General features: G+C 71.6%; 25 protein-coding genes and 1 pseudogene. 12 read left to right on the forward strand and 14 right to left on the reverse strand.

From position 1 onward, the window contains the following. Window positions 1–5: 5 nt before the first annotated feature. Window positions 6–872 (reverse strand): MBL fold metallo-hydrolase, encoded by an 867-nt coding sequence (locus tag IEX31_RS02055; protein WP_188741749.1) that lies wholly within the window; start codon window positions 870–872, stop codon window positions 6–8. Between the two features lie 193 nt (window positions 873–1,065). On the opposite strand from IEX31_RS02055, the gene IEX31_RS02060 reads away from it, so the two are divergent. The 4 genes from IEX31_RS02060 (at window position 1,066) to IEX31_RS02075 (ending at window position 2,998) form a co-directional block, all read left to right on the forward strand. Next, window positions 1,066–1,704, forward strand: a complete 639-nt coding sequence (locus IEX31_RS02060; RefSeq protein ID WP_373285491.1) for a GTP pyrophosphokinase — start codon at window positions 1,066–1,068, stop codon at window positions 1,702–1,704. Window positions 1,705–1,826: 122 nt separating this feature from the next. Next, on the forward strand, window positions 1,827–2,036 hold the full coding sequence (locus tag IEX31_RS02065; RefSeq protein ID WP_188741750.1) for a hypothetical protein: 210 nt from the start codon (window positions 1,827–1,829) through the stop codon (window positions 2,034–2,036). Between the two features lie 222 nt (window positions 2,037–2,258). Further along, window positions 2,259–2,552: a hypothetical protein gene (locus tag IEX31_RS02070; RefSeq protein WP_188741751.1), complete on the forward strand. Its 294-nt coding sequence runs from the start codon at window positions 2,259–2,261 to the stop codon at window positions 2,550–2,552. Beyond that, complete coding sequence (locus tag IEX31_RS02075) at window positions 2,549–2,998, forward strand: isocitrate lyase/phosphoenolpyruvate mutase family protein (protein WP_229662029.1); 450 nt, start codon at window positions 2,549–2,551, stop codon at window positions 2,996–2,998. Before IEX31_RS02070 ends, IEX31_RS02075 begins: the two co-directional genes overlap by 4 nt. Window positions 2,999–3,133: 135 nt before the next feature. Here the strand turns inward: IEX31_RS02075 and ligD are convergent, their stop codons facing one another. From ligD to IEX31_RS18635, 4 genes and pseudogenes are all read right to left on the reverse strand, one after another. Further along, on the reverse strand, window positions 3,134–4,156 hold the full coding sequence (ligD, locus tag IEX31_RS02080; RefSeq protein WP_188741752.1) for a non-homologous end-joining DNA ligase: 1,023 nt from the start codon (window positions 4,154–4,156) through the stop codon (window positions 3,134–3,136). A gap of 80 nt (window positions 4,157–4,236) precedes the next feature. Beyond that, on the reverse strand, window positions 4,237–4,509 hold the full coding sequence (locus tag IEX31_RS02085; protein ID WP_188741753.1) for a DUF2277 domain-containing protein: 273 nt from the start codon (window positions 4,507–4,509) through the stop codon (window positions 4,237–4,239). Between the two features lie 10 nt (window positions 4,510–4,519). Continuing rightward, window positions 4,520–4,714, reverse strand: coding sequence for a hypothetical protein (locus IEX31_RS18630; RefSeq protein WP_229662055.1), 195 nt, complete (start codon window positions 4,712–4,714; stop codon window positions 4,520–4,522). Window positions 4,715–4,763: 49 nt separating this feature from the next. Continuing rightward, window positions 4,764–4,904 (reverse strand): annotated as a pseudogene (locus IEX31_RS18635) (DUF2306 domain-containing protein); the annotation flags it as partial. On the opposite strand from IEX31_RS18635, the gene IEX31_RS18640 reads away from it, so the two are divergent. After that, on the forward strand, window positions 4,852–5,694 hold the full coding sequence (locus IEX31_RS18640) for a LysR substrate-binding domain-containing protein (RefSeq protein WP_229662030.1): 843 nt from the start codon (window positions 4,852–4,854) through the stop codon (window positions 5,692–5,694). The pseudogene IEX31_RS18635 and the gene IEX31_RS18640 overlap by 53 nt on opposite strands. A 28-nt stretch (window positions 5,695–5,722) precedes the next feature. Here the strand turns inward: IEX31_RS18640 and IEX31_RS02095 are convergent, their stop codons facing one another. Further along, the gene (locus IEX31_RS02095; RefSeq protein WP_188741754.1) at window positions 5,723–6,229 is read right to left on the reverse strand and encodes a nitroreductase/quinone reductase family protein; all 507 of its coding nucleotides are present in this window, start codon (window positions 6,227–6,229) and stop codon (window positions 5,723–5,725) included. A gap of 226 nt (window positions 6,230–6,455) precedes the next feature. Between IEX31_RS02095 and IEX31_RS02100 the strand changes: the two genes are divergently transcribed. Then, complete coding sequence (locus IEX31_RS02100) at window positions 6,456–6,665, forward strand: hypothetical protein (RefSeq protein WP_188741755.1); 210 nt, start codon at window positions 6,456–6,458, stop codon at window positions 6,663–6,665. Between the two features lie 48 nt (window positions 6,666–6,713). On the opposite strand, the gene IEX31_RS02105 is transcribed toward IEX31_RS02100, so the two are convergent. From IEX31_RS02105 to IEX31_RS02115, 3 genes are all read right to left on the reverse strand, one after another. Beyond that, window positions 6,714–7,772: a YihY/virulence factor BrkB family protein gene (locus tag IEX31_RS02105; protein WP_188741756.1), complete on the reverse strand. Its 1,059-nt coding sequence runs from the start codon at window positions 7,770–7,772 to the stop codon at window positions 6,714–6,716. Between the two features lie 156 nt (window positions 7,773–7,928). Next, the gene (locus IEX31_RS02110; protein ID WP_188741757.1) at window positions 7,929–8,861 is read right to left on the reverse strand and encodes an aggregation-promoting factor C-terminal-like domain-containing protein; all 933 of its coding nucleotides are present in this window, start codon (window positions 8,859–8,861) and stop codon (window positions 7,929–7,931) included. Between the two features lie 174 nt (window positions 8,862–9,035). Next, window positions 9,036–9,227, reverse strand: coding sequence for a hypothetical protein (locus IEX31_RS02115; RefSeq protein ID WP_229662031.1), 192 nt, complete (start codon window positions 9,225–9,227; stop codon window positions 9,036–9,038). 284 nt (window positions 9,228–9,511) lie between these two features. Between IEX31_RS02115 and msrB the strand changes: the two genes are divergently transcribed. Together msrB and msrA are read left to right on the forward strand one after the other, a co-directional pair. Next, a complete protein-coding gene (gene msrB / locus IEX31_RS02120) occupies window positions 9,512–10,000 on the forward strand; it encodes a peptide-methionine (R)-S-oxide reductase MsrB (protein ID WP_188741758.1) in 489 nt (162 codons plus the stop codon). Continuing rightward, window positions 9,997–10,542 (forward strand): peptide-methionine (S)-S-oxide reductase MsrA, encoded by a 546-nt coding sequence (gene msrA / locus IEX31_RS02125; RefSeq protein ID WP_188741759.1) that lies wholly within the window; start codon window positions 9,997–9,999, stop codon window positions 10,540–10,542. Before msrB ends, msrA begins: the two co-directional genes overlap by 4 nt. A gap of 19 nt (window positions 10,543–10,561) precedes the next feature. On the opposite strand, the gene IEX31_RS02130 is transcribed toward msrA, so the two are convergent. Beyond that, window positions 10,562–11,365 (reverse strand): class I SAM-dependent methyltransferase, encoded by an 804-nt coding sequence (locus tag IEX31_RS02130; RefSeq protein ID WP_188741760.1) that lies wholly within the window; start codon window positions 11,363–11,365, stop codon window positions 10,562–10,564. A gap of 80 nt (window positions 11,366–11,445) precedes the next feature. Here IEX31_RS02130 and IEX31_RS02135 point away from each other — a divergent pair, with 80 nt between their 5' ends. From IEX31_RS02135 to IEX31_RS18645, 4 genes are all read left to right on the forward strand, one after another. Next, window positions 11,446–11,808, forward strand: a complete 363-nt coding sequence (locus IEX31_RS02135; RefSeq protein ID WP_188741761.1) for a cupin domain-containing protein — start codon at window positions 11,446–11,448, stop codon at window positions 11,806–11,808. Window positions 11,809–11,931: 123 nt separating this feature from the next. Beyond that, window positions 11,932–12,240 carry a hypothetical protein gene (locus IEX31_RS02140; protein WP_188741762.1) on the forward strand — a complete coding sequence of 103 codons (309 nt, stop codon included), beginning with the start codon at window positions 11,932–11,934 and terminating at the stop codon, window positions 12,238–12,240. Between the two features lie 29 nt (window positions 12,241–12,269). Continuing rightward, window positions 12,270–12,878: a DUF2238 domain-containing protein gene (locus IEX31_RS02145; protein WP_188741763.1), complete on the forward strand. Its 609-nt coding sequence runs from the start codon at window positions 12,270–12,272 to the stop codon at window positions 12,876–12,878. Between the two features lie 58 nt (window positions 12,879–12,936). Further along, a complete protein-coding gene (locus tag IEX31_RS18645; RefSeq protein ID WP_229662032.1) occupies window positions 12,937–13,206 on the forward strand; it encodes a cupin domain-containing protein in 270 nt (89 codons plus the stop codon). A gap of 18 nt (window positions 13,207–13,224) precedes the next feature. On the opposite strand, the gene IEX31_RS02155 is transcribed toward IEX31_RS18645, so the two are convergent. The 4 genes from IEX31_RS02155 to IEX31_RS02170 all read right to left on the reverse strand — a co-directional run bounded on the left by IEX31_RS02155 (window position 13,225) and on the right by IEX31_RS02170 (window position 16,240). After that, window positions 13,225–13,854 (reverse strand): flavin reductase family protein, encoded by a 630-nt coding sequence (locus IEX31_RS02155; protein ID WP_188741764.1) that lies wholly within the window; start codon window positions 13,852–13,854, stop codon window positions 13,225–13,227. Between the two features lie 9 nt (window positions 13,855–13,863). After that, window positions 13,864–14,910: an NAD(P)H-dependent flavin oxidoreductase gene (locus tag IEX31_RS02160; protein WP_229662033.1), complete on the reverse strand. Its 1,047-nt coding sequence runs from the start codon at window positions 14,908–14,910 to the stop codon at window positions 13,864–13,866. A 131-nt stretch (window positions 14,911–15,041) separates the two neighbouring features. Further along, the gene (locus IEX31_RS02165; RefSeq protein ID WP_188741766.1) at window positions 15,042–15,692 is read right to left on the reverse strand and encodes a flavin reductase family protein; all 651 of its coding nucleotides are present in this window, start codon (window positions 15,690–15,692) and stop codon (window positions 15,042–15,044) included. 11 nt (window positions 15,693–15,703) lie between these two features. Continuing rightward, window positions 15,704–16,240, reverse strand: coding sequence for a hypothetical protein (locus tag IEX31_RS02170; protein ID WP_229662034.1), 537 nt, complete (start codon window positions 16,238–16,240; stop codon window positions 15,704–15,706). Window positions 16,241–16,287: the final 47 nt, after the last annotated feature.

Here is a 16,287-nt window from a genome sequence, read left to right on the forward strand (position 1 = left end):
GCGTATCACGCATCGTCGATGCCGCCCTCGTCGAGCGGCAGCCCGTCGAGGGACGCGTACGCCCGCTCGACGGCGCTGACGAGACCCTCGACGGGGAACGGCCAGTCGTCGTGCTCGGCGAGTGCCGCGGCCGCGCCCAGGCCCGCGTCGTGTGCCGCGACGAAGTGCTCGGCGATCGTGCGGAGGTCCGCGGCCTGCCGTTCGACGAACTCGCGATCCACGACGCGTCCGTGTCCCGGGATCACGCGATCGCCGCGCCGCAGCTCGGCGACCAGTCCGTCGAGCACGCCCGGCCAGTCGAGCGGGAAGCTGCCCGAGCCGTACATCGGCGGCCCCGACTCCTCCACGAGATCGCCCACGACCCAGACGCGCTGGGCGGGCGCGAAGACCACGAGGTCGGTGTCGGTGTGCGCGCGCGGTTGCGGTCGCAGCTCGACGACGACGCCGCCGAGATCGAGCCGGGAAATCCGCTCCACCGGATGCGTCGGCGGCGTGAGCCGCGCGTCGTGCCAGCGCCGCTCGGGCTCGCGGGACGGGTCGGTTCGCCACGCCGCGAGCCGGGGACCTTCGTAGCGCTCGAAATGGCGGACGATTCCCGCGTGGCCGTAGATCGCGGCATCCGTTGCCGATCCCGGGCCGAACACCTGGTTGCCGAACGTGTGATCGAAGTGGGCGTGCGTGTTCACCACCCACCGCACGTCGCCGTCGAACCGCCGCCCGATGTCGGCGTCGAGCTCCTCGGCCTCGGCGGGCTCCGCACCGGTGTCGACGACGAGGAGCCCGTCGTCGCCCTCCACGACGACCGTCGACAGGTCGAATGGTCCGCCGCGACGCTGGTGGATGCGGGGGGCGACCGTGGTCCACGTGGGCATCTCCCGATGCTAGCGATCCGCGCGCAGCGGAATCGCGGCCCGTCAAAGCGAATCCAGAAATTCCGCCCGTAGCGTGGCCTACGTGACTCCGCTCGACGGCATCCCGGCGACCCGGCGCGGCGACGCGCCCCACATGCTCACGGCGCGCGCCCAGCGCACCCTCGAGGCGATCGACGGGCACACGCTCGACGAGATGCGCGCCCTCCGCGACGAGACCGAGCGCTTCATGCTGCGCTACAAGTTCGGCATGGACGAGGTCGTCACGAAGCTGTCCATCCTCCGGGAGGAGTTCAGCCTCGACCACGACCACAACCCCATCGAGCACATCTCGAGTCGGCTCAAGAGCCTCGACAGCGTCATCGCGAAGATGCAGCGCAAGGGCATCGAGCCGACGCTCGAGTCGATCCGCGAGACCATCACCGACATCGCGGGCGTGCGAGTCACGTGCAGCTTCGTCACCGACGCGTACCGACTCGCCGAGCTGCTCACGACCCAGCGCGACATCCGGGTGCTGAAGACCAAGGACTACATCGCCGAGCCGAAGGAGAACGGCTACCAGAGCCTGCACGTCATCGTCGAGGTGCCCGTGTTCCTGTCGACCGGGGCGCACCCGGTGGCCGTCGAAGTGCAGATCCGCACGATCGCGATGGACTTCTGGGCGAGCCTCGAGCACAAGATCTACTACAAGTACGACCGGCGGGTGCCCGCGGAACTGCTCGAGGAGTTGACGGATGCCGCACACACGGCCGCCGACCTCGACGCGCGCATGGAGCGGCTGCACCGGCAGCTGCACGGCGCCCCGACGCACGGACGCGGGCGCGTCTCGATCTGAGCCGCTCGACGCCGGGCGCTCATTCGAGCGCCGCGAATGCCTCGCGTCCGGCATCGGTCACGCAGCGACCGATCCCCGGGCACGCACGCGACCCAGCCCTCGGCGACCAGCGTGTCGAGGAGGTGGGCGCCCGTCCAGTCGAGGCATCAGCGCAGGGCGGGACGCCGGCCGGCGGCCGTGTCGACCTCGCGCAATCGCGGGCGCTCCGCGAGCTCCCCGCCGAGGTGCCGGAGACGACCCGGCTCCCCCGCTTCCAGCGGCGCGATGGCCCCCTCGGCCACGAGCGCATCGGCAAGCCGCGGGGCGAGGCGATCGTGAAGGTGCGGTGCTGAGGCCTCGCGGTTCGTGAACGGGCCACTGCACGCCGCGCGTCGCCGCCGCACCGAGGAGCGCCTCTCGACCCTCGACACGGGCGCCCTCGCGACGGCCACCTCCTCGCGTACGAGCGCCATGGCGCCCGCCGGAGCCGACGCGGTCGCCGTGCAGATGCCCGTCGCGTGTCTGGCGGAGCAGCTCGGCTTCGCCGTTCCCGACTCGGCGTCCCGCCTGTCGCCGTGCTCGCAGACCATTACCCGGCGGGCGGCCCGTCGGATGCCGCGGACGCCGCCCTCGTGCGGCTGCTCGCCGCCGCACCGCCGCCCGGCCGGCGTGAGCATCGTGACGACGGCGTGCTGCGCGTGCAACTCCTCGTGCGGGCGCACGTCGCGACCGCCGCCCTCATCTTGGGCGACGTCGGTGCGGCTGCGGCGCATCCCGACGCCGCGTTCGGCGCTGGCGCCCGGGCGTGTCCGGCGCCCGGACCGGCGCTCGCCATCGCGACCGCCGTGGTGGACGGACTGCGCCCATGATGACGCCGGCGACCTTCCGCGCCCTGCACCGTCGGGGCGATCCGCTCGTGCTGCCGAACGCCCGGGACCTCGCCTCCGCGAGCTGGCTTCGGGCCGTCGGCCGGTACGCCGCGCGACTCGCGGGCCTCGGCGTCGTGGGCGTCAACGTCGAGGACTCCGATGCCGAGGGCCGGCTCGTCGATCCAGAACTCGCCGCGCACAAGGTCCACGCGATCTCGACGGCGGCGCCCGGGCTGTACCTCAACGCCCGGACCGATCCGTTCTGGGTCGGCAGCCCGGCCGATGTCCGGCAACGCACTCGTGAGGCGGTGGCTCGTGCGCACCGGTACCTCGCGGCGGGCGCCACGGGCGTGTTCGTGCCCGGGGCCATCGCGCTCGACGTCGTGGCAACGCTCGCCCGCGCCACGCGGACCCCGAACACCGAGGCGCAGACCCGAACCGGCTGATCGCGACGCGTGGCGCGACTCACCGTCGCCGTGCAGCACGCGTACCGATTCGACGACGTCGGCGCGGCAGCCGGGGCGTCGGCCCCACGAGACCGTCGGCAAACTGCTCGTCACGACCTGAGCCGCGGCGTGCGCTCAGTCTGGGGTGCGTGCTCGGCTGGGCTGCACGCGCATCGGCTCACCGGGCATCTTCGGGAAGTCCGGCGGGAACGGCAGCTCGCCCAGGCCGCCGTCGAGGTCGCGCTGCCACCACTCGAGCAGCGTGTCGAGCCGACCGGGCCGATCGTGCATGCCCGCCCACGGATCTCCCGACTCTCGCAGCCGCTCGGGCACCGTGCGGACGGTGAACTCCGCGGGGTCGGCACCGTCGAGCTCCTCCCACGCGAGCGGACATGACACAGGCGCGTGCGGGAGAGGGCGCGGGCTGTAGGCGCCGGCCATCGTGCGGTCGCGGTTGGCCTGGTTGTAATCGATGAAGATGCGGTCGCCGCGCTCCTCCTTCCACCATGCCGTCGTGAGCTCGGCCGGCATGCGGCGCTCGAGCTCCCGCGCGAGCGCGATGACGGCGTGCCGGACATCGAGGAACTCGTGCTCGGGCTCGATGGCCGCGAACACGTGGATGCCGCGGTTGCCCGACGTCTTCACGTAGCCGGCGAGCCCGACCTCGCCGAGCAGGTCGCGCAGCGCGTACGCGGCCGGCACCGCGTGGGCGAACCCGGTGCCGGGCTGCGGATCGAGGTCGACCCGGAGCTGGTCGGGGTTGTCGGTGTTCCCCGCGCGGGACGCCCACGGATGGAACACCACGGTGTTCATCTGCGCGGCCCACACCGCGGCGGCCGGCTCGTCGAGCACGAGTTGCGGATGCCGCCGGCCGCTCGGGTACGTGACCGTGACCGATCGCACCCACTCGGGTGCGCCCTTGGGCGGGTTCTTCGAGAAGAACTGCTCGCCGTCGACGCCACCGGGGAACCGTTGGAGGGAGACGGGACGATCGCCGTTCGCCTCGATGAACGCTTCGCCCACGGCGACGAGGTACTCGGCGAGCTCGAGCTTGGTGACGCCCACCTCGGGCCAGAGCACCCGGGTCGGCGAGGAGATCCGCACGTCGCGTACGCCGTGCGGACCCGGGACAGAGAGCGTGGTTGCATCACCGGCCATGGTGCGACGGTACCCTCTCCCCCCGACGACGGCTCGACGGCCGCGCGGAGCGGGCGGCCGTCACCCGGCGCGTGGTGCCGTCACACGGTCGCGTAGCGCCGCGCGGCCCGAGCACGCGCCTTGGCCGCCTCGACCTCGCGGTCCTTCGGCGGGGCCGCCGTGACGAGCTCGTCGAGGAGGTGCTGCGTGATGTGCGCGACCTCGGCGACGGCGCGCTCGAACGCGGCCTGGTTCGCCTTCGACGGCTTCGTGGCGCCGCTCACCTTGCGCACGTACTGGAGGGCCGCCGCGTACACCTCGTCGCTGGTGGCCGCCGGCTCGAAGTTGTGGAGGGGGTGGATGTTCCTGCACATGTCCCGAAGCCTAGCCCCGCAGCGGTGAGTCCGCCTCACCTGTCTGCACCAGGCGGAACGCGGGAAGGCCCCTGCGCCGGATGAGCCATTCGACGACCACGAGGTTCGGCAGCCACGCGAGGAAGGGCACCACGGCGTAGGCGTTCGCGAACGCCGCCTCGAGGTCGAACGCGCCGCCGGGCAGGGCCTGCGCCGATGAGCACACCGAGCCAGAGCCGGAGGGTCACGGCGGCGTACGTGAGCGCGAAGTTCCGCATCATCCATGCGCGGTGACTCGCGACGTCGCCCTGACGGATCGCCCGGTAGGCTGCCCATCCCGTCGCGAGCCAGAGCACGGCGAGGGTGCCGAATCCGAAGAGGCCCGAGAGGCCCGCCTCGCTGAACGGCGCGATCACGAGGCCCGCGACACCGGCGCTCGAGCGGCGCGGCCGCGGCGTGCTCCTCACGCAGCGGGGGCGCGCGCTCGCAGGCGAGGGCCGCGAACTGCTCGACCGCCTCGAACGACTCGAGGCGCTCGGCGCGGGCACGTCGAGAGCGAGTGCGCCGCTGCGCATCGCGTCCTTCTCCACCGCCACGCGTGGCCTCCTCGGACCAGTGCTCCGACGCCTGCAGGAGACGGAACCGCCCGTGTCGGCCACGGTGACGGGCATGGACCCCATCGACGCCATGGACCTGGTCGCGCCCGGCGTCGCCGACCTCGCCATCGTGCACAACTGGAACTCGGTGCCACTCGTCACCCCGGCGCACGTCGTCACCGAACATGTGTGCCGCGACGAGGCCGACGTCGTGCTCTCGACGCGGCATCCGCTCGCCCGGCACGCCGAGATCCGACGCGCCGACCTCGTCGACGAACTGTGGGCGAGCACCCCTCGCGGCCAGATATGCCACGAGGCGCTCATGCGGATCTTCGCCGACCTCGGCACCGTGCCGCGCATCGTCGCGGAGGATCCCGACTTCGGCTCGCTCGTCGAGCTCGCGCGTCAGGGAGTCACGATCGCGCTCGTGCCGCGCCTCGGTCGCTCCGAGCTGCCCGACGGAGTCGTCGCCCGCCCACTGGCAGACCACAGCCAGGTGCGCGACATCAGCGTCGCCTACCGTCGGTCGATGGCGGAGAGCACCGGCATCCGCACCGCGGTCCGGTTGCTGCTCGAGGCCGGGGCGCGCATCGAGCCGAACACGGCCTGAACGCGGCAGTGCGCGCTGGCCGGCCGCGTCACATCGACACGTGATGCGGATCGGCCAGCGGCTGCAGCCGGAACAGGCGCACCTCGCGGCCCGAGTCGCGCTCGTAGGCACGGTAGCCCGGCCACTGCGCCTCGATGCGCGCCCACGCCCGCTCGCGTTCCTCGCCGCGGATGCGGGTCGCCCGCACCGGCATCCGCCGGCCGCGCACGGTGATGGCCGCATCGGGATGCGCGAGCAGGTTGTAGGTCCACGCCGGATGCCGCTCCTGCGCGAACGACGTGCCCGCGACGATCGCACGGCCGTGCCCGTCGGGCGTGTACATCAGGTACGTGTCGCGCTCGAGTCCCGTTCGCGCGCCCGTGGAATGGAGCACGAGCGACGGCACGAGCAACCCGCTGAGCTGCACGCGCCCGCCGGTCGCCCGCGCAAGCACGCGTTCCACCGGCGGCAGCACCAGCGGGCCCACGGCCCGGAACACCCGAGTCCGCGTGAGCGGGGCGACGACGGTTCGCACGACCTGCAGCACGGTGGCCATCCGCCCATTCTGGCGGGCCGGATGCCGCGCCGGAAGTGTCGTGCCGGATGCCGCGGCCGTCGAACGTCGTCTCGAACCTGCCGTTCCACCTGACCACCCCATTGCTGAAGTGCGGCGCTACCCCGCCCGCTTCGGAACGTCAATCCCCTGTGGTACCCGATGGCGCCGCCGTAGCGTGGGCCGAGGCCGCCGCGACCGCGGATCGGCCCTGACGATCGGAGGAGCCATGTCCGACGCACTGCGTCCCGGAGACCCGTTCGAAGGCGAGTACACCGACTCCGAGCTGCCGTTGAGCGCGGAGTTGCCCAAGGAGGAGTACGAGGCGGTCGAGGAGGTCCTCGACGAGAACGACCTCGACGACGACGACGTCGAGGTCGTGGAGATCGTCGAGGAGGACCGTGACTACCCGCCCGCCGGGCGCGACACCGCGCTCTGAGCCGCGACCGGGCGCGCGACCACGCGGTCGCGCGCCCGCCGCCCCGCGTCAGGCCCCGGCCGGGGTGTCGGCCTGCTCCTCGGCGACCGCCTCACGCACCGCCGCGAGTTCGGCTGCAGCATCCGTGGCTCGCCGTTCAGCCCGGCGCATGCGCCGGACCGCCGGCGTCGGCGCGCCGAACCGCGCCGCCACCCGGTCGCGCTCCTCGTCGACGCCCGTGATGATGTAGGCCCCGGCGATCAGGATCACCTGGCTCGAGAGGTTGAACCAGAGCAGCAGGGCGATGAGCGAGCCGAACGACGCGAGCAGCGGATTGCTCGACGCGCCGCCCACGAAGAGGCTCGAGAGCAGTTGCAGCACCGCGAGCCCGACCCCGCCCAGCAGCGCTCCCGTCCACAGCGAGCGGGCACTCGGCCGCAAGCCCGACAGCATGAGGAACATGCCGGAAATGACGAGCGTGTCGATGGCGAAGATCACGATGATCGACACCGCGCGCGTCGCGAGATCGTAGGCAGGGTCGTGCGTCGGGATGCCGAGCCAGTCGAACAGCGCGCCGAGCGCCGTCGTGCTGAAGAAGGTCACGGCCGCCGCCACTGCGAGCGAGGCGCCGAAGGCCACGGCGAGGGCGAGATCGCGCAGGAGCAGCCAGAGGAAGAACGTGTGCTCGTCGGACTTGTCGCCGAGCTCACGGAACGCCTTGCGCAGCGATCCGACGGCGCCGATGGCCGCACCGACGAGTCCGATGAGGCCGACCAGGCCGGCCACGCTGAGCGTGATCGGCTGGATGAGGTCGTCGGTGTCGATGACGCCGCCCTCGCCGACGAGTCCGGGTATCGCCGTGCCGATCGTGGCGACGAGGGCGTCCATCGCGTCGGGGTTGCCCGAGAGCCAGATGCCGCCGATGGCGAAGCCGAGGAACATGCCCGCGAACACCGAGAACAGCGTGCGATACGTCACGCTGTCGGCGAGCATCGGGCCGTGGTGCTCCTGGTAGAGCAGCACCGCACGCACGGGCTTCCGTGCGAGCGCCCACGCCGTCGCGCGCTTGCCCAGGGCGACGATGCCCGCGAACGGGCCACCCCGCCGCGGTTGCGTCTGTTCCGACATGGCGTCAGGCTATCGAGCGCCGGATGTCGCGTGCAGGCGCTTGACACCGGGTCGCTCGAGCACCGGACCGCCCGATGCGGCCGCCCGCCGGATTCGCCCGGAGACGACGGAGGCGGGGACGGCGTCAGCCGTCCCCGCCTCCGCGGGTGGGTTCGATCAGTACCAGCCCTGCGAGTTGAAGGCGTCCCACGCGCCGCATGGCGTGCCGTAGCGAGAGGCGATGTAGCCGAGGCCCCAGGTGATCTGGGTGGCCGCGCTGGTCTCCCAGTCGGCACCGGCCGTGGACATCTTGCTGCCCGGCAGGGCCTGCGGGATGCCGTAGGCGCCGCTCGGGCTGGACGCGTAGACGTTCCACCCCGACTCGCGGTTCCAGAGCTCCACGAGGCATCCGAACTGGTCGTCGCCCCAACCACGCTGGGCGAGCATTTCGCGGGCGATCGCCTGCGCCTCGGTCGGGTTGGCGGGCGCGCCGGGGCGGGAGACGGCGGAGGACGAGGACGCCTCTTCCGCGGCTGCTGCCTCCGCCGCCGCCTTCGCGGCAGCGGCCTCCGCAGCCGCCTTGGCTGCCGCCTCTGCGGCGAGCCGATCGGCTTCGGCGACGGCCGCGCTCACGGTGTGGACGTGGTACGTCGTCGTGTCGACGAGCTCGAACACCCGCTCGGGGGCGAGCAGACGGTAGTCGGACAGTGCGGCGACCGAGGAGGCGAGCTGCGCGGCATCCACCTTCCCCTGCGCGGCGGCGATCGTGTCGTTCGCACCGCTCAGCGTGTCCTCGGCCTGCTTGACCGCACGGGCGGCGAGGATGCCGCCGTGCGCGTCGAGCTGGTCGACGTTGAGGTCGGTCGCCTCGGTGAGGGCCCGGGTCTCGGCGACCCGGTCGTTCTGGGCGGCGACGGCGCCCTGCACGGCGAAGCCCGTGCCGACCATGGCGCCGATCGCGGTGACGGCGCCGGCCGCGAGGATCGCTCCCCTATGCCGGCCCGACGGCCTGCGCCGGACCCGACGGCCGGGGGCGTCGGGCTTCACTGCGTCGATGGAGGTGTTCGGATTGGAGGTGTTCGGGTTGGAGGATTCAGATCGGTTCTGCATGACTTTCACGGGGCGAACCGGCGAACTCGCGCTCGACGATCCTGGACTCGACGTTCCACGGACGCGGGGGCGCCCGGGCGAAGTCGCCAGTCTGTCGAGAGGTTCTGTACAACCCCTCACATGATCCTGTGAATGTCATCCAAAACGGGATGATTCCTCAGGTTCTCGTCGCCCTCAACGCATTCGGAAATCCGGGTACCCGGGCCACTCGCGAGGACCGTGGGAGCGCACGAATGCCTGGTGCACGCGTTCGCAGGCACCGCGAAGCGTGGTGCCCCAGCCGAGGAGCCGGCCGGCGAACTCGGCACGGTAGCGCACCACGCCGTCGACGCGCACGATCGTGACCGAGCCGTACTCGCGACCCATGCTGTCGACGAGGCGCCAGCACCCCGGTTCGGGCTCCGTCGCGGCGAGGATGGGATGCCAGGTGGTGGCCAGTGCTGCTCCTTCCGAAGCGCCCCGGCCGACGCAATCCCATCGTACGTCGGGACGCCGACGGCGTCCTCACAGCGAAGTCACAGCCGGCGGCGGCATGACGCGGAACAGCACGGCGGCTTCGCCGGTTCTCTCTGATGACGCCGCGGTTCCGCGATCACGCGAGCCGAGCGTCGAGGCGCCGCAGCCAGCGGCGCCCACGAAGGAGGAACGAAGTGTCACAGGACTACCGCAGGACTCCCGAGGCGATCGCCCGTCTCTCGCCGAAGCAGTACCAGGTCACCCAGGAGGACGGAACCGAGCCGGCCTTCCGCAACGAGTACTGGAACCACCACGAGACCGGGATCTACGTCGACGTCGTCTCGGGGCAGCCGCTGTTCGCCTCGACCGACAAGTACGACAGCCGGTCGGGCTGGCCGAGCTTCACCAGGCCGATCGAGCCCGGCGCGGTCAACGAGCACGTCGACCGCTCGCTGTTCATGAAGCGCGTCGAGGTGCGCTCGGCCGGCGCCGACAGCCACCTCGGCCACGTCTTCGACGACGGCCCCGTCGAGGCCGGCGGGCTTCGCTACTGCATGAACTCGGCAGCATTGCGATTCGTGCCAATCGCCGAACTCGAGGCGCAGGGCTACGGCGAGTACCGCTCGCTGTTCCCGGAAACGATGACGGATGCCGCGGCATCCGAGAAGGAGGACGCATCATGACGAACCAAGGTGAGATCACCCGGATCCCCGGCACCGAGACCGCCGTGCTCGCCGGCGGTTGTTTCTGGGGCATGGAGGACCTGATCCGCAGGCGCCCCGGTGTCATCGACACCCGCGTCGGATACACGGGCGGCGAGGTCCCGAACGCGACGTACCGCAACCACGGCACGCACGCCGAGGCCCTCGAGATCGTGTTCGACCCCTCGAAGGAGTCGTTCCGCGACCTGCTGGAGTTCTTCTTCCAGATCCACGACCCGTCGACGAGGAACCGGCAGGGCAACGACATCGGCACGAGCTATCGCTCGGCGATCTTCCCGACCACGCCCGAGCAGGAGGTGACGGCGTACGAGACCATCGCCGACGTCGACGCCTCGGGGCTGTGGCCGGGGCCCGCCACAACCGAGGTCTCCCCCGCCGGCCCGTTCTGGGAGGCGGAGCCCGAGCACCAGGACTACCTGGAGCGCTACCCGAACGGCTACACGTGCCACTACGTGCGGCCCGGGTGGAAGCTGCCGGAGCGCGACGCGGAGCCCGCCGCGTAGCGACTGACGGCGCGGCGCCTCAGCGAGCGACGTCGCCGCGCACCGCCCACGCCCGCGCGACGAGCGCGATCGATCCGTCGGGCCGGGCAGGCACGGACTCGCGGAGGTGTTCCCTCAGGCGTCCCCGGGCGGTCTCGTCGAGCGACATCACGTACGACGGGGCCGGTCCCTGGCCACCGAGGAAGGGAGTCCAGTAGTCGTCGAAGTCCGCGAACACCGTCGGGATCTCGATACCCGTGGTCGCGATGTCGAGGAGCCCGGCGCTCGCGAACCGCCAGGTCAGGGCCTCGGGCGTGCAGTCGGGGAAGCGGGCTCCCTCGTCGAGCGTCGCCGCCGCGGGATCGAGATCGGTCGCGGCGTCCCAGAACCGGCGCATGAGCTCCATCCGGTCGGCGTAGTCCCAGACGTACGCGGCTACCACGCCGCCGTCGACCGCCACACGCGTCATCTCCGAGAGCGCGTCGTCGAGATCGGGTACGAAGTTGAGCACGAGGCCCGCCACCACGGCGTCCATCGACGCGTCGTCGATCGGCAGGGACGATGCGACGGCGCGGTGGAAGGTGACCCGGCTTCCCAGCTGTGCCACGGCAGTCTCCAGGAACCCTTCGGAGGGCTCGACGCCGTCGACGCTCGCGGGCCCGCACCGCTCGAGGATCGCGGCCGACAGCACGCCCGTGCCGCACCCCACGTCGAGCCAGCGCCGGCCTCGCGGCACACGCAGCCAGTCGAGGAACCTGGGGGCGATCGCGCGGCTCCAGCGACCGACGTACTGCTCGTACGTGCGGCCCTGCTCCCACGTGTCGGGAACGCTCCCGTGGCCCATCCTCACACCGTACCCCCGATCGAACGGGGAGAATGAGCGGGACGGACGACCGACCGCCCGAGATCACCCGGAGGAACCCTATGGCCGACGCCACGCACACCGTCATCGCGACGGATCTGGCCGCGCTGCTCGACGCCCTGCCGATCGAACCCGGCGCGGTGCGCTCGACGCGCATCCACAAGGGACCGGGGGCGAGTGTGGTGCGCCTCTCGATGGACGCGGGCACCGTGATGAAGGAGCATCTCGCGCAGGCGCCCCTGCTGGTGTCGGTGCTCGACGGCCGCGTGGCGCTCGAGGTCGGCGGCGAGCGCATCGACCTGCGATCAGGTGGCGTCATCCACATCGGCGCGCGGGTGCCGCACGCCGTCGAGGCGATCAACCCGTCGCACCTCCTGCTCACGGTCGGCGAGCGGACGCCGACGGCGCCGGATGCCGCACGCTGACGCGGGTCGGGCTCAACGACCCGGGCGACCGGCCCGGGCTTGCACTGGCCACCGACCGCGCACCGTGGCTAGTGTGAGGCGTGACGATCGCATCGACGCGACCGAGATGTTGGAGGGGACCTCGTGGCTGAACGACCGCACGACATGACCGACCTCTACCTGGCGCCCGTCGTCCTCGGGGTCGAGGCGCGCCTGGAGGAGTTGGGGACGTTGTCGACCGACGATCTCAACTTCGAGCTGATCCTCGAGACGAACATCGAGCCACAGGACACCGCCGAGCGGCGCAAGGCGCTCATCGAGACCGTGCGGCGCCGGGTCGAGCTCCACGGCTGGAGTCTGTCACTCAACGAACGCGGGCTGGCCGTGTCGCACGACGACCACACGGTCGTGCTCGGGCTGCCCGACAACCTGCGGGAGTACCTGCGAGACTGATCGGTCGGCCGTCCGACTAGTCTGCTGTCATGATCCGGACGTTGCTGCGCGCCCCCACCGGGCCCGCCGAGGTGCTTGCCGACGTGATCCGCGTGCTGGCCGTCATCAGCATCATCGTCGCGGGCGTCGGCTGGGGCCCGCTCTCGGCGGTGAGCTTCGTGTCGGCGACCGCCGTCATGCTCGTGCCGCGGCTGCTCGGCCTCCGTCCGAGCTTCGACATCGCCTTCGGCGTCGCCGTGTTCGCGTCCACCTGGAGCAGCGTGCTCGGGATCTACCTCACGACCCGCTGGTGGGACCTCCCGATGCACCTCCTCACGAACGGGCTCTTCGCCGCACTGGTCTACATCCTGCTCGTGCGGCTCCAGGTCGTGGCCGATCACCGGACCCTCCCGAGCCCGACCCTCTCGGCCGTCGTGGTGAACACCGCGATCGGCCTGTCGCTCGGGGTGCTCTGGGAGTTCTTCGAGTGGTTCGGCCATGCCTTCATCGACGGCGAGATCTACGTGGGCTATGTGGACTCGCTCGGAGACCTGCTCTGGGGCGGACTCGGCTCCCTGCTCGCCGGCTTTGCCATGACCTACTTCCTGGCGGAGTCCCGCGCTCTCGACCACCGCATTCCCGCCCCCACCGTCGAGTGACGCGGCGCCGGTCGGCGCCACGCCCTCGGCGATCCCCGTCCATCGCCCATGTGCCGATGTGCGTCGCCGTCATGTAGCGGATGTTCGAGAAGTCGAACGCCAGCACCGCGACACGCACATCCTCCACGCCGGCGACTCGGTGCACTTCGACGCCGTGCGGCCGCATCTCTACTCCAACCACGGCACCGTGCCGGCGCGCGGCGTGTGGTTCGTGTTCGGCCGGCGGGAGCACGCGCAGACGATGCCCGACCAGGCCGGGACTCGTGCTGGGAGCGACGGCGCACTGGGCTCCGCCGACGACGTGCTGCGCGCGATGGACCGCCTCTAGACGCCATCGCGACATCGCTCAGCTGACAGATGCCCCGGGGCGCCGCATCCGGAACCGCGCGCCCTCGCTGATCGTGAAGTAGTCGGCCGGTCCCCCGCCACGGAGGATCGGCTCGCCGGCCACGGTGTCGTAGGTGCCGCTCGCCACGAGGTCGCGCCGGATGTGGATCATGACGGCCTCGCCGAGCACGAGCCAGGCGTCGAGGTCTCGCCCCGAGGCATCCGTCAGTCGGTGGATCGCCGCCACCCGGCACTCGAACGCGACCGGGGTCGCGGCGACCCGCGGCGGCGCGACGAGCGACGACGGCGCCGCCTCGAGCGCGGCGAGCTCGAACTCGTCGACGACGCCGGGCACCTCAGCGGACGTGGCGTTGACCGCCTCCGCGAGAGGGCGGGTCGCGAGGTTCCACACGAACTCCCGCGTCTCGGCGATGTTCGCGACCGAGTCCTTCCAGCGCAGGCTCGAGAAGCCGATGATCGGCGGGCGGTAGTTGAAGAGGTTGAAGAAGCTGTACGGCGCGAGGTTGCGTGAGCCGTCGGCCGCGAGCGACGAGATCCAGCCGATGGGACGCGGCGCGACGATCAGGTTGAGCGGATCGTGCGCGAGGCCGTGACCCAGTCGCGGCTCGTAGCTGTGCAGGTCGCTCACGGGTCCAGACTAGGCGGGCAACCCGGCGGCGAGTTCGTCGAACACCGCGTCTGCGTCGGACTCGCGCGAGAGCGCTGCGGCCTGGCCGGCCCAGAGCGACTGCAGCTCGCCGACGCCGCGACGAACCGCCTCGGCACGGAAGCGCCCGGTGAGCCAGTTCTGAACGGGGAACGGGGCGACCACTCCCCCACCCTCGATCGTGCGAACGGCGCGGTTCGGGATGCCCCGTGCGAGACGTCCGCTCATGGCTCGCGTCAGCACGGTACCGTGGGCCGGCGCCTGCGTGATCGCCCGTCGGTGCGCGTCGGTCGTGGCCGACTGCTCGGTGCGCAGGAACGCCGTGCCGACCTGCACCCCCGAGGCGCCGAGCGCGAAGGCGGCGGCGACCCCGCGCCGGTCGGCGATCCCGCCGGCCGCGATCACGGGCAGGGTCACCGCGTCGGCCACCTGCGGCACGAGGGCGACGGTGCCGACGAGCGATTCCTCGGCCGGGCGCAGGAACGACACGCGGTGACCACCTGCCTCCGCCCCGGTCGCCACGACCGCGTCGACGCCGCCGCGTTCGAGCGCGACCGCCTCGTCGACGCTCGTCGCGGTGCCGACCACGACGATGCCCCGCTCGTGGGCCGCGTCGACGACCGCTCGCGATGGAACGCCGAACACGAAGCTCACGACCGCCGGCCGCGCCTCGAGCACGGCGTCGAACTGCGCCTCGAATGACGGAAGGTACCGGTCGGGTCGCTCGGGGACCTCGAGCCCGAGCTCGTCGAAGAACGGCCGCAGGGCCTGCGCGGAGCGGTCGAAGTCGGCGGAGGACACCTGTTCCACCTCGTCGTGCGCGAGCCAGAGGTTGAGCGCGAACGGACGATCCGTGACGGCGCGCAGCGCAGAGGCCATCTGGCGGATCCGCTCGGGGTCGTACCCGTAGAGCCCGTAGGAGCCGAGTCCGCCCCGTTCGCTGACCGCAGCGGTGAGCTCGATCGACGAGAGACCGCCGAATGGTCCGAGCACGATCGGCCGTTCGATCCCGAGCAACTCACCGAGGTCACGCATCATCGGTCTCCTGTTCCGCCGGCACCGCGCCGCATCGCCAGCATGGCCGGCTCGCGGCATCCGGTGCGCCCTCGGTCATCGCGCCGCACTCGGGGCAAACCCGTCCGAGCCAGCACACCGCGTCGCCGCCGAACTCAGCGGGCATCCGACACCGCCGGGGCCGTCGGGCTCGACCTCGTCCAGCCGAGCTCCTCGCCGAGGTCGAAGTAGTGCTTGAAGCTGTAGATGAGGGGCTGCCATGCTCGTGGGTCGATGTGGTCGCCCTCGGCGACGATGCCGGCGGCGGCGTGCACGCGCACGACCTCCGCCTCGACGAGCACGTAGTCGTCGCTCCATCCGGGCGTCATGCGGCGCACCTTCGCCTCGAATTGCAGCGCGCACTCCCGCACGCGCGGTGGTGCCACGAGGTCGGATGCCTCGGTGTGCAGCCCGGCCGCCGCGAACTTCTCGGGTTCGAACCGGTAGCGGTCGGCCTTCGCGGGCGGCACGGGATCACGCGCCGTCAGCGCGGCGAGGCGCTCGACCGCCTCCCAGTGCGAGCCCGACGGGAAGTTCACCGTGAGCTCGGGTCGCTCCCGCAGGTTCTCGATCGTCTGCCCGTCGGTCTCGAGACCGAGCACGAGCATCTGCCCGAGTGCCCAGTACGACGAGGCGGGTGCGAGGTTGGCCGAGCCGTCGGAGTTCCCTGTCGCGACGAGGAACACCGGGGTGCCGACGTAGGGGATCTTCGGCCGGATGACGCGGCGCTCGCCTGCGAGGTCGGCCGGTCCGGTCGCGTGGTCCACCCGGTTCACGGTCAGCCCACCGCCCGCAGGTGGGCGAGCGTGAGGCCGATCGGGATGCTGACGATCAGGGCGCCGAGCACGACCCGGGCGAGCACCGCCCGTGCGGGAGCCGCATGCTTCCACGTCGCGGCCAGTGCGGCGACGAGCACGGCCAGCAGCAGGATGCCTCCGACGTCGACCACGACGGGCGCCGCGGCGAGCGTGCCCATGATGACGAGCGCGTTCCCGGCATTCCAGCCGACGAGCGTCGTTCGCAGGCGGCCGGCCGAGGCATCCGTCGCTCGGAGCACTCGATGCTGCATGGCGAGGCCGCACTGCGTGACCCCCGCCACGAGCACGAGATAGGCGGCGAGCCAGCTGCCCTTCGCGAGCTCGAGCGGGTCGGTGACGGCGGCCACCAGGCCGCCGACGATGACGAGTGCGACGCCGAGTGCGAACCCCCCGCGCCCGATGCGGTCGACGCGGTCCACGGGATCGACGGACGGAGGCTCGACCGTGCCCGAGTCGACCGCGTCGAGCGCGATGAGGGATGCCTTCCGAACCGTCACTGCCCGCTCTCCGTCCAATTGTCGACTTAACCGCAACACTATCCGGT

Source organism: Agromyces bauzanensis (assembly GCF_014645655.1).
Lineage (GTDB): Bacteria > Actinomycetota > Actinomycetes > Actinomycetales > Microbacteriaceae > Agromyces > Agromyces bauzanensis.

What these genes read in the sequence shown, in the direction of transcription:
- IEX31_RS02110 (WP_188741757.1), bottom strand. Translation starts at nt 8,861, where the DNA reads ATGCAGAACCGATCTGAATCCTCCAACCCGAACACCTCCAATCCGAAC.
- IEX31_RS02135 (WP_188741761.1), top strand. Translation starts at nt 11,446, where the DNA reads ATGGCCGACGCCACGCACACCGTCATCGCGACGGATCTGGCCGCGCTG.
- IEX31_RS02105 (WP_188741756.1), bottom strand. Translation starts at nt 7,772, where the DNA reads ATGTCGGAACAGACGCAACCGCGGCGGGGTGGCCCGTTCGCGGGCATC.
- IEX31_RS02115 (WP_229662031.1), bottom strand. Translation starts at nt 9,227, where the DNA reads ATGGGTCGCGAGTACGGCTCGGTCACGATCGTGCGCGTCGACGGCGTG.
- IEX31_RS02055 (WP_188741749.1), bottom strand. Translation starts at nt 872, where the DNA reads ATGCCCACGTGGACCACGGTCGCCCCCCGCATCCACCAGCGTCGCGGC.
- msrA (WP_188741759.1), top strand. Translation starts at nt 9,997, where the DNA reads ATGACGAACCAAGGTGAGATCACCCGGATCCCCGGCACCGAGACCGCC.
- IEX31_RS02075 (WP_229662029.1), top strand. Translation starts at nt 2,549, where the DNA reads ATGATGACGCCGGCGACCTTCCGCGCCCTGCACCGTCGGGGCGATCCG.
- IEX31_RS02130 (WP_188741760.1), bottom strand. Translation starts at nt 11,365, where the DNA reads ATGGGCCACGGGAGCGTTCCCGACACGTGGGAGCAGGGCCGCACGTAC.
- ligD (WP_188741752.1), bottom strand. Translation starts at nt 4,156, where the DNA reads ATGGCCGGTGATGCAACCACGCTCTCTGTCCCGGGTCCGCACGGCGTA.
- IEX31_RS02160 (WP_229662033.1), bottom strand. Translation starts at nt 14,910, where the DNA reads ATGATGCGTGACCTCGGTGAGTTGCTCGGGATCGAACGGCCGATCGTG.
- IEX31_RS02145 (WP_188741763.1), top strand. Translation starts at nt 12,270, where the DNA reads ATGATCCGGACGTTGCTGCGCGCCCCCACCGGGCCCGCCGAGGTGCTT.
- IEX31_RS02095 (WP_188741754.1), bottom strand. Translation starts at nt 6,229, where the DNA reads ATGGCCACCGTGCTGCAGGTCGTGCGAACCGTCGTCGCCCCGCTCACG.
- IEX31_RS02060 (WP_373285491.1), top strand. Translation starts at nt 1,066, where the DNA reads ATGCGCGCCCTCCGCGACGAGACCGAGCGCTTCATGCTGCGCTACAAG.
- IEX31_RS02085 (WP_188741753.1), bottom strand. Translation starts at nt 4,509, where the DNA reads ATGTGCAGGAACATCCACCCCCTCCACAACTTCGAGCCGGCGGCCACC.
- IEX31_RS02100 (WP_188741755.1), top strand. Translation starts at nt 6,456, where the DNA reads ATGTCCGACGCACTGCGTCCCGGAGACCCGTTCGAAGGCGAGTACACC.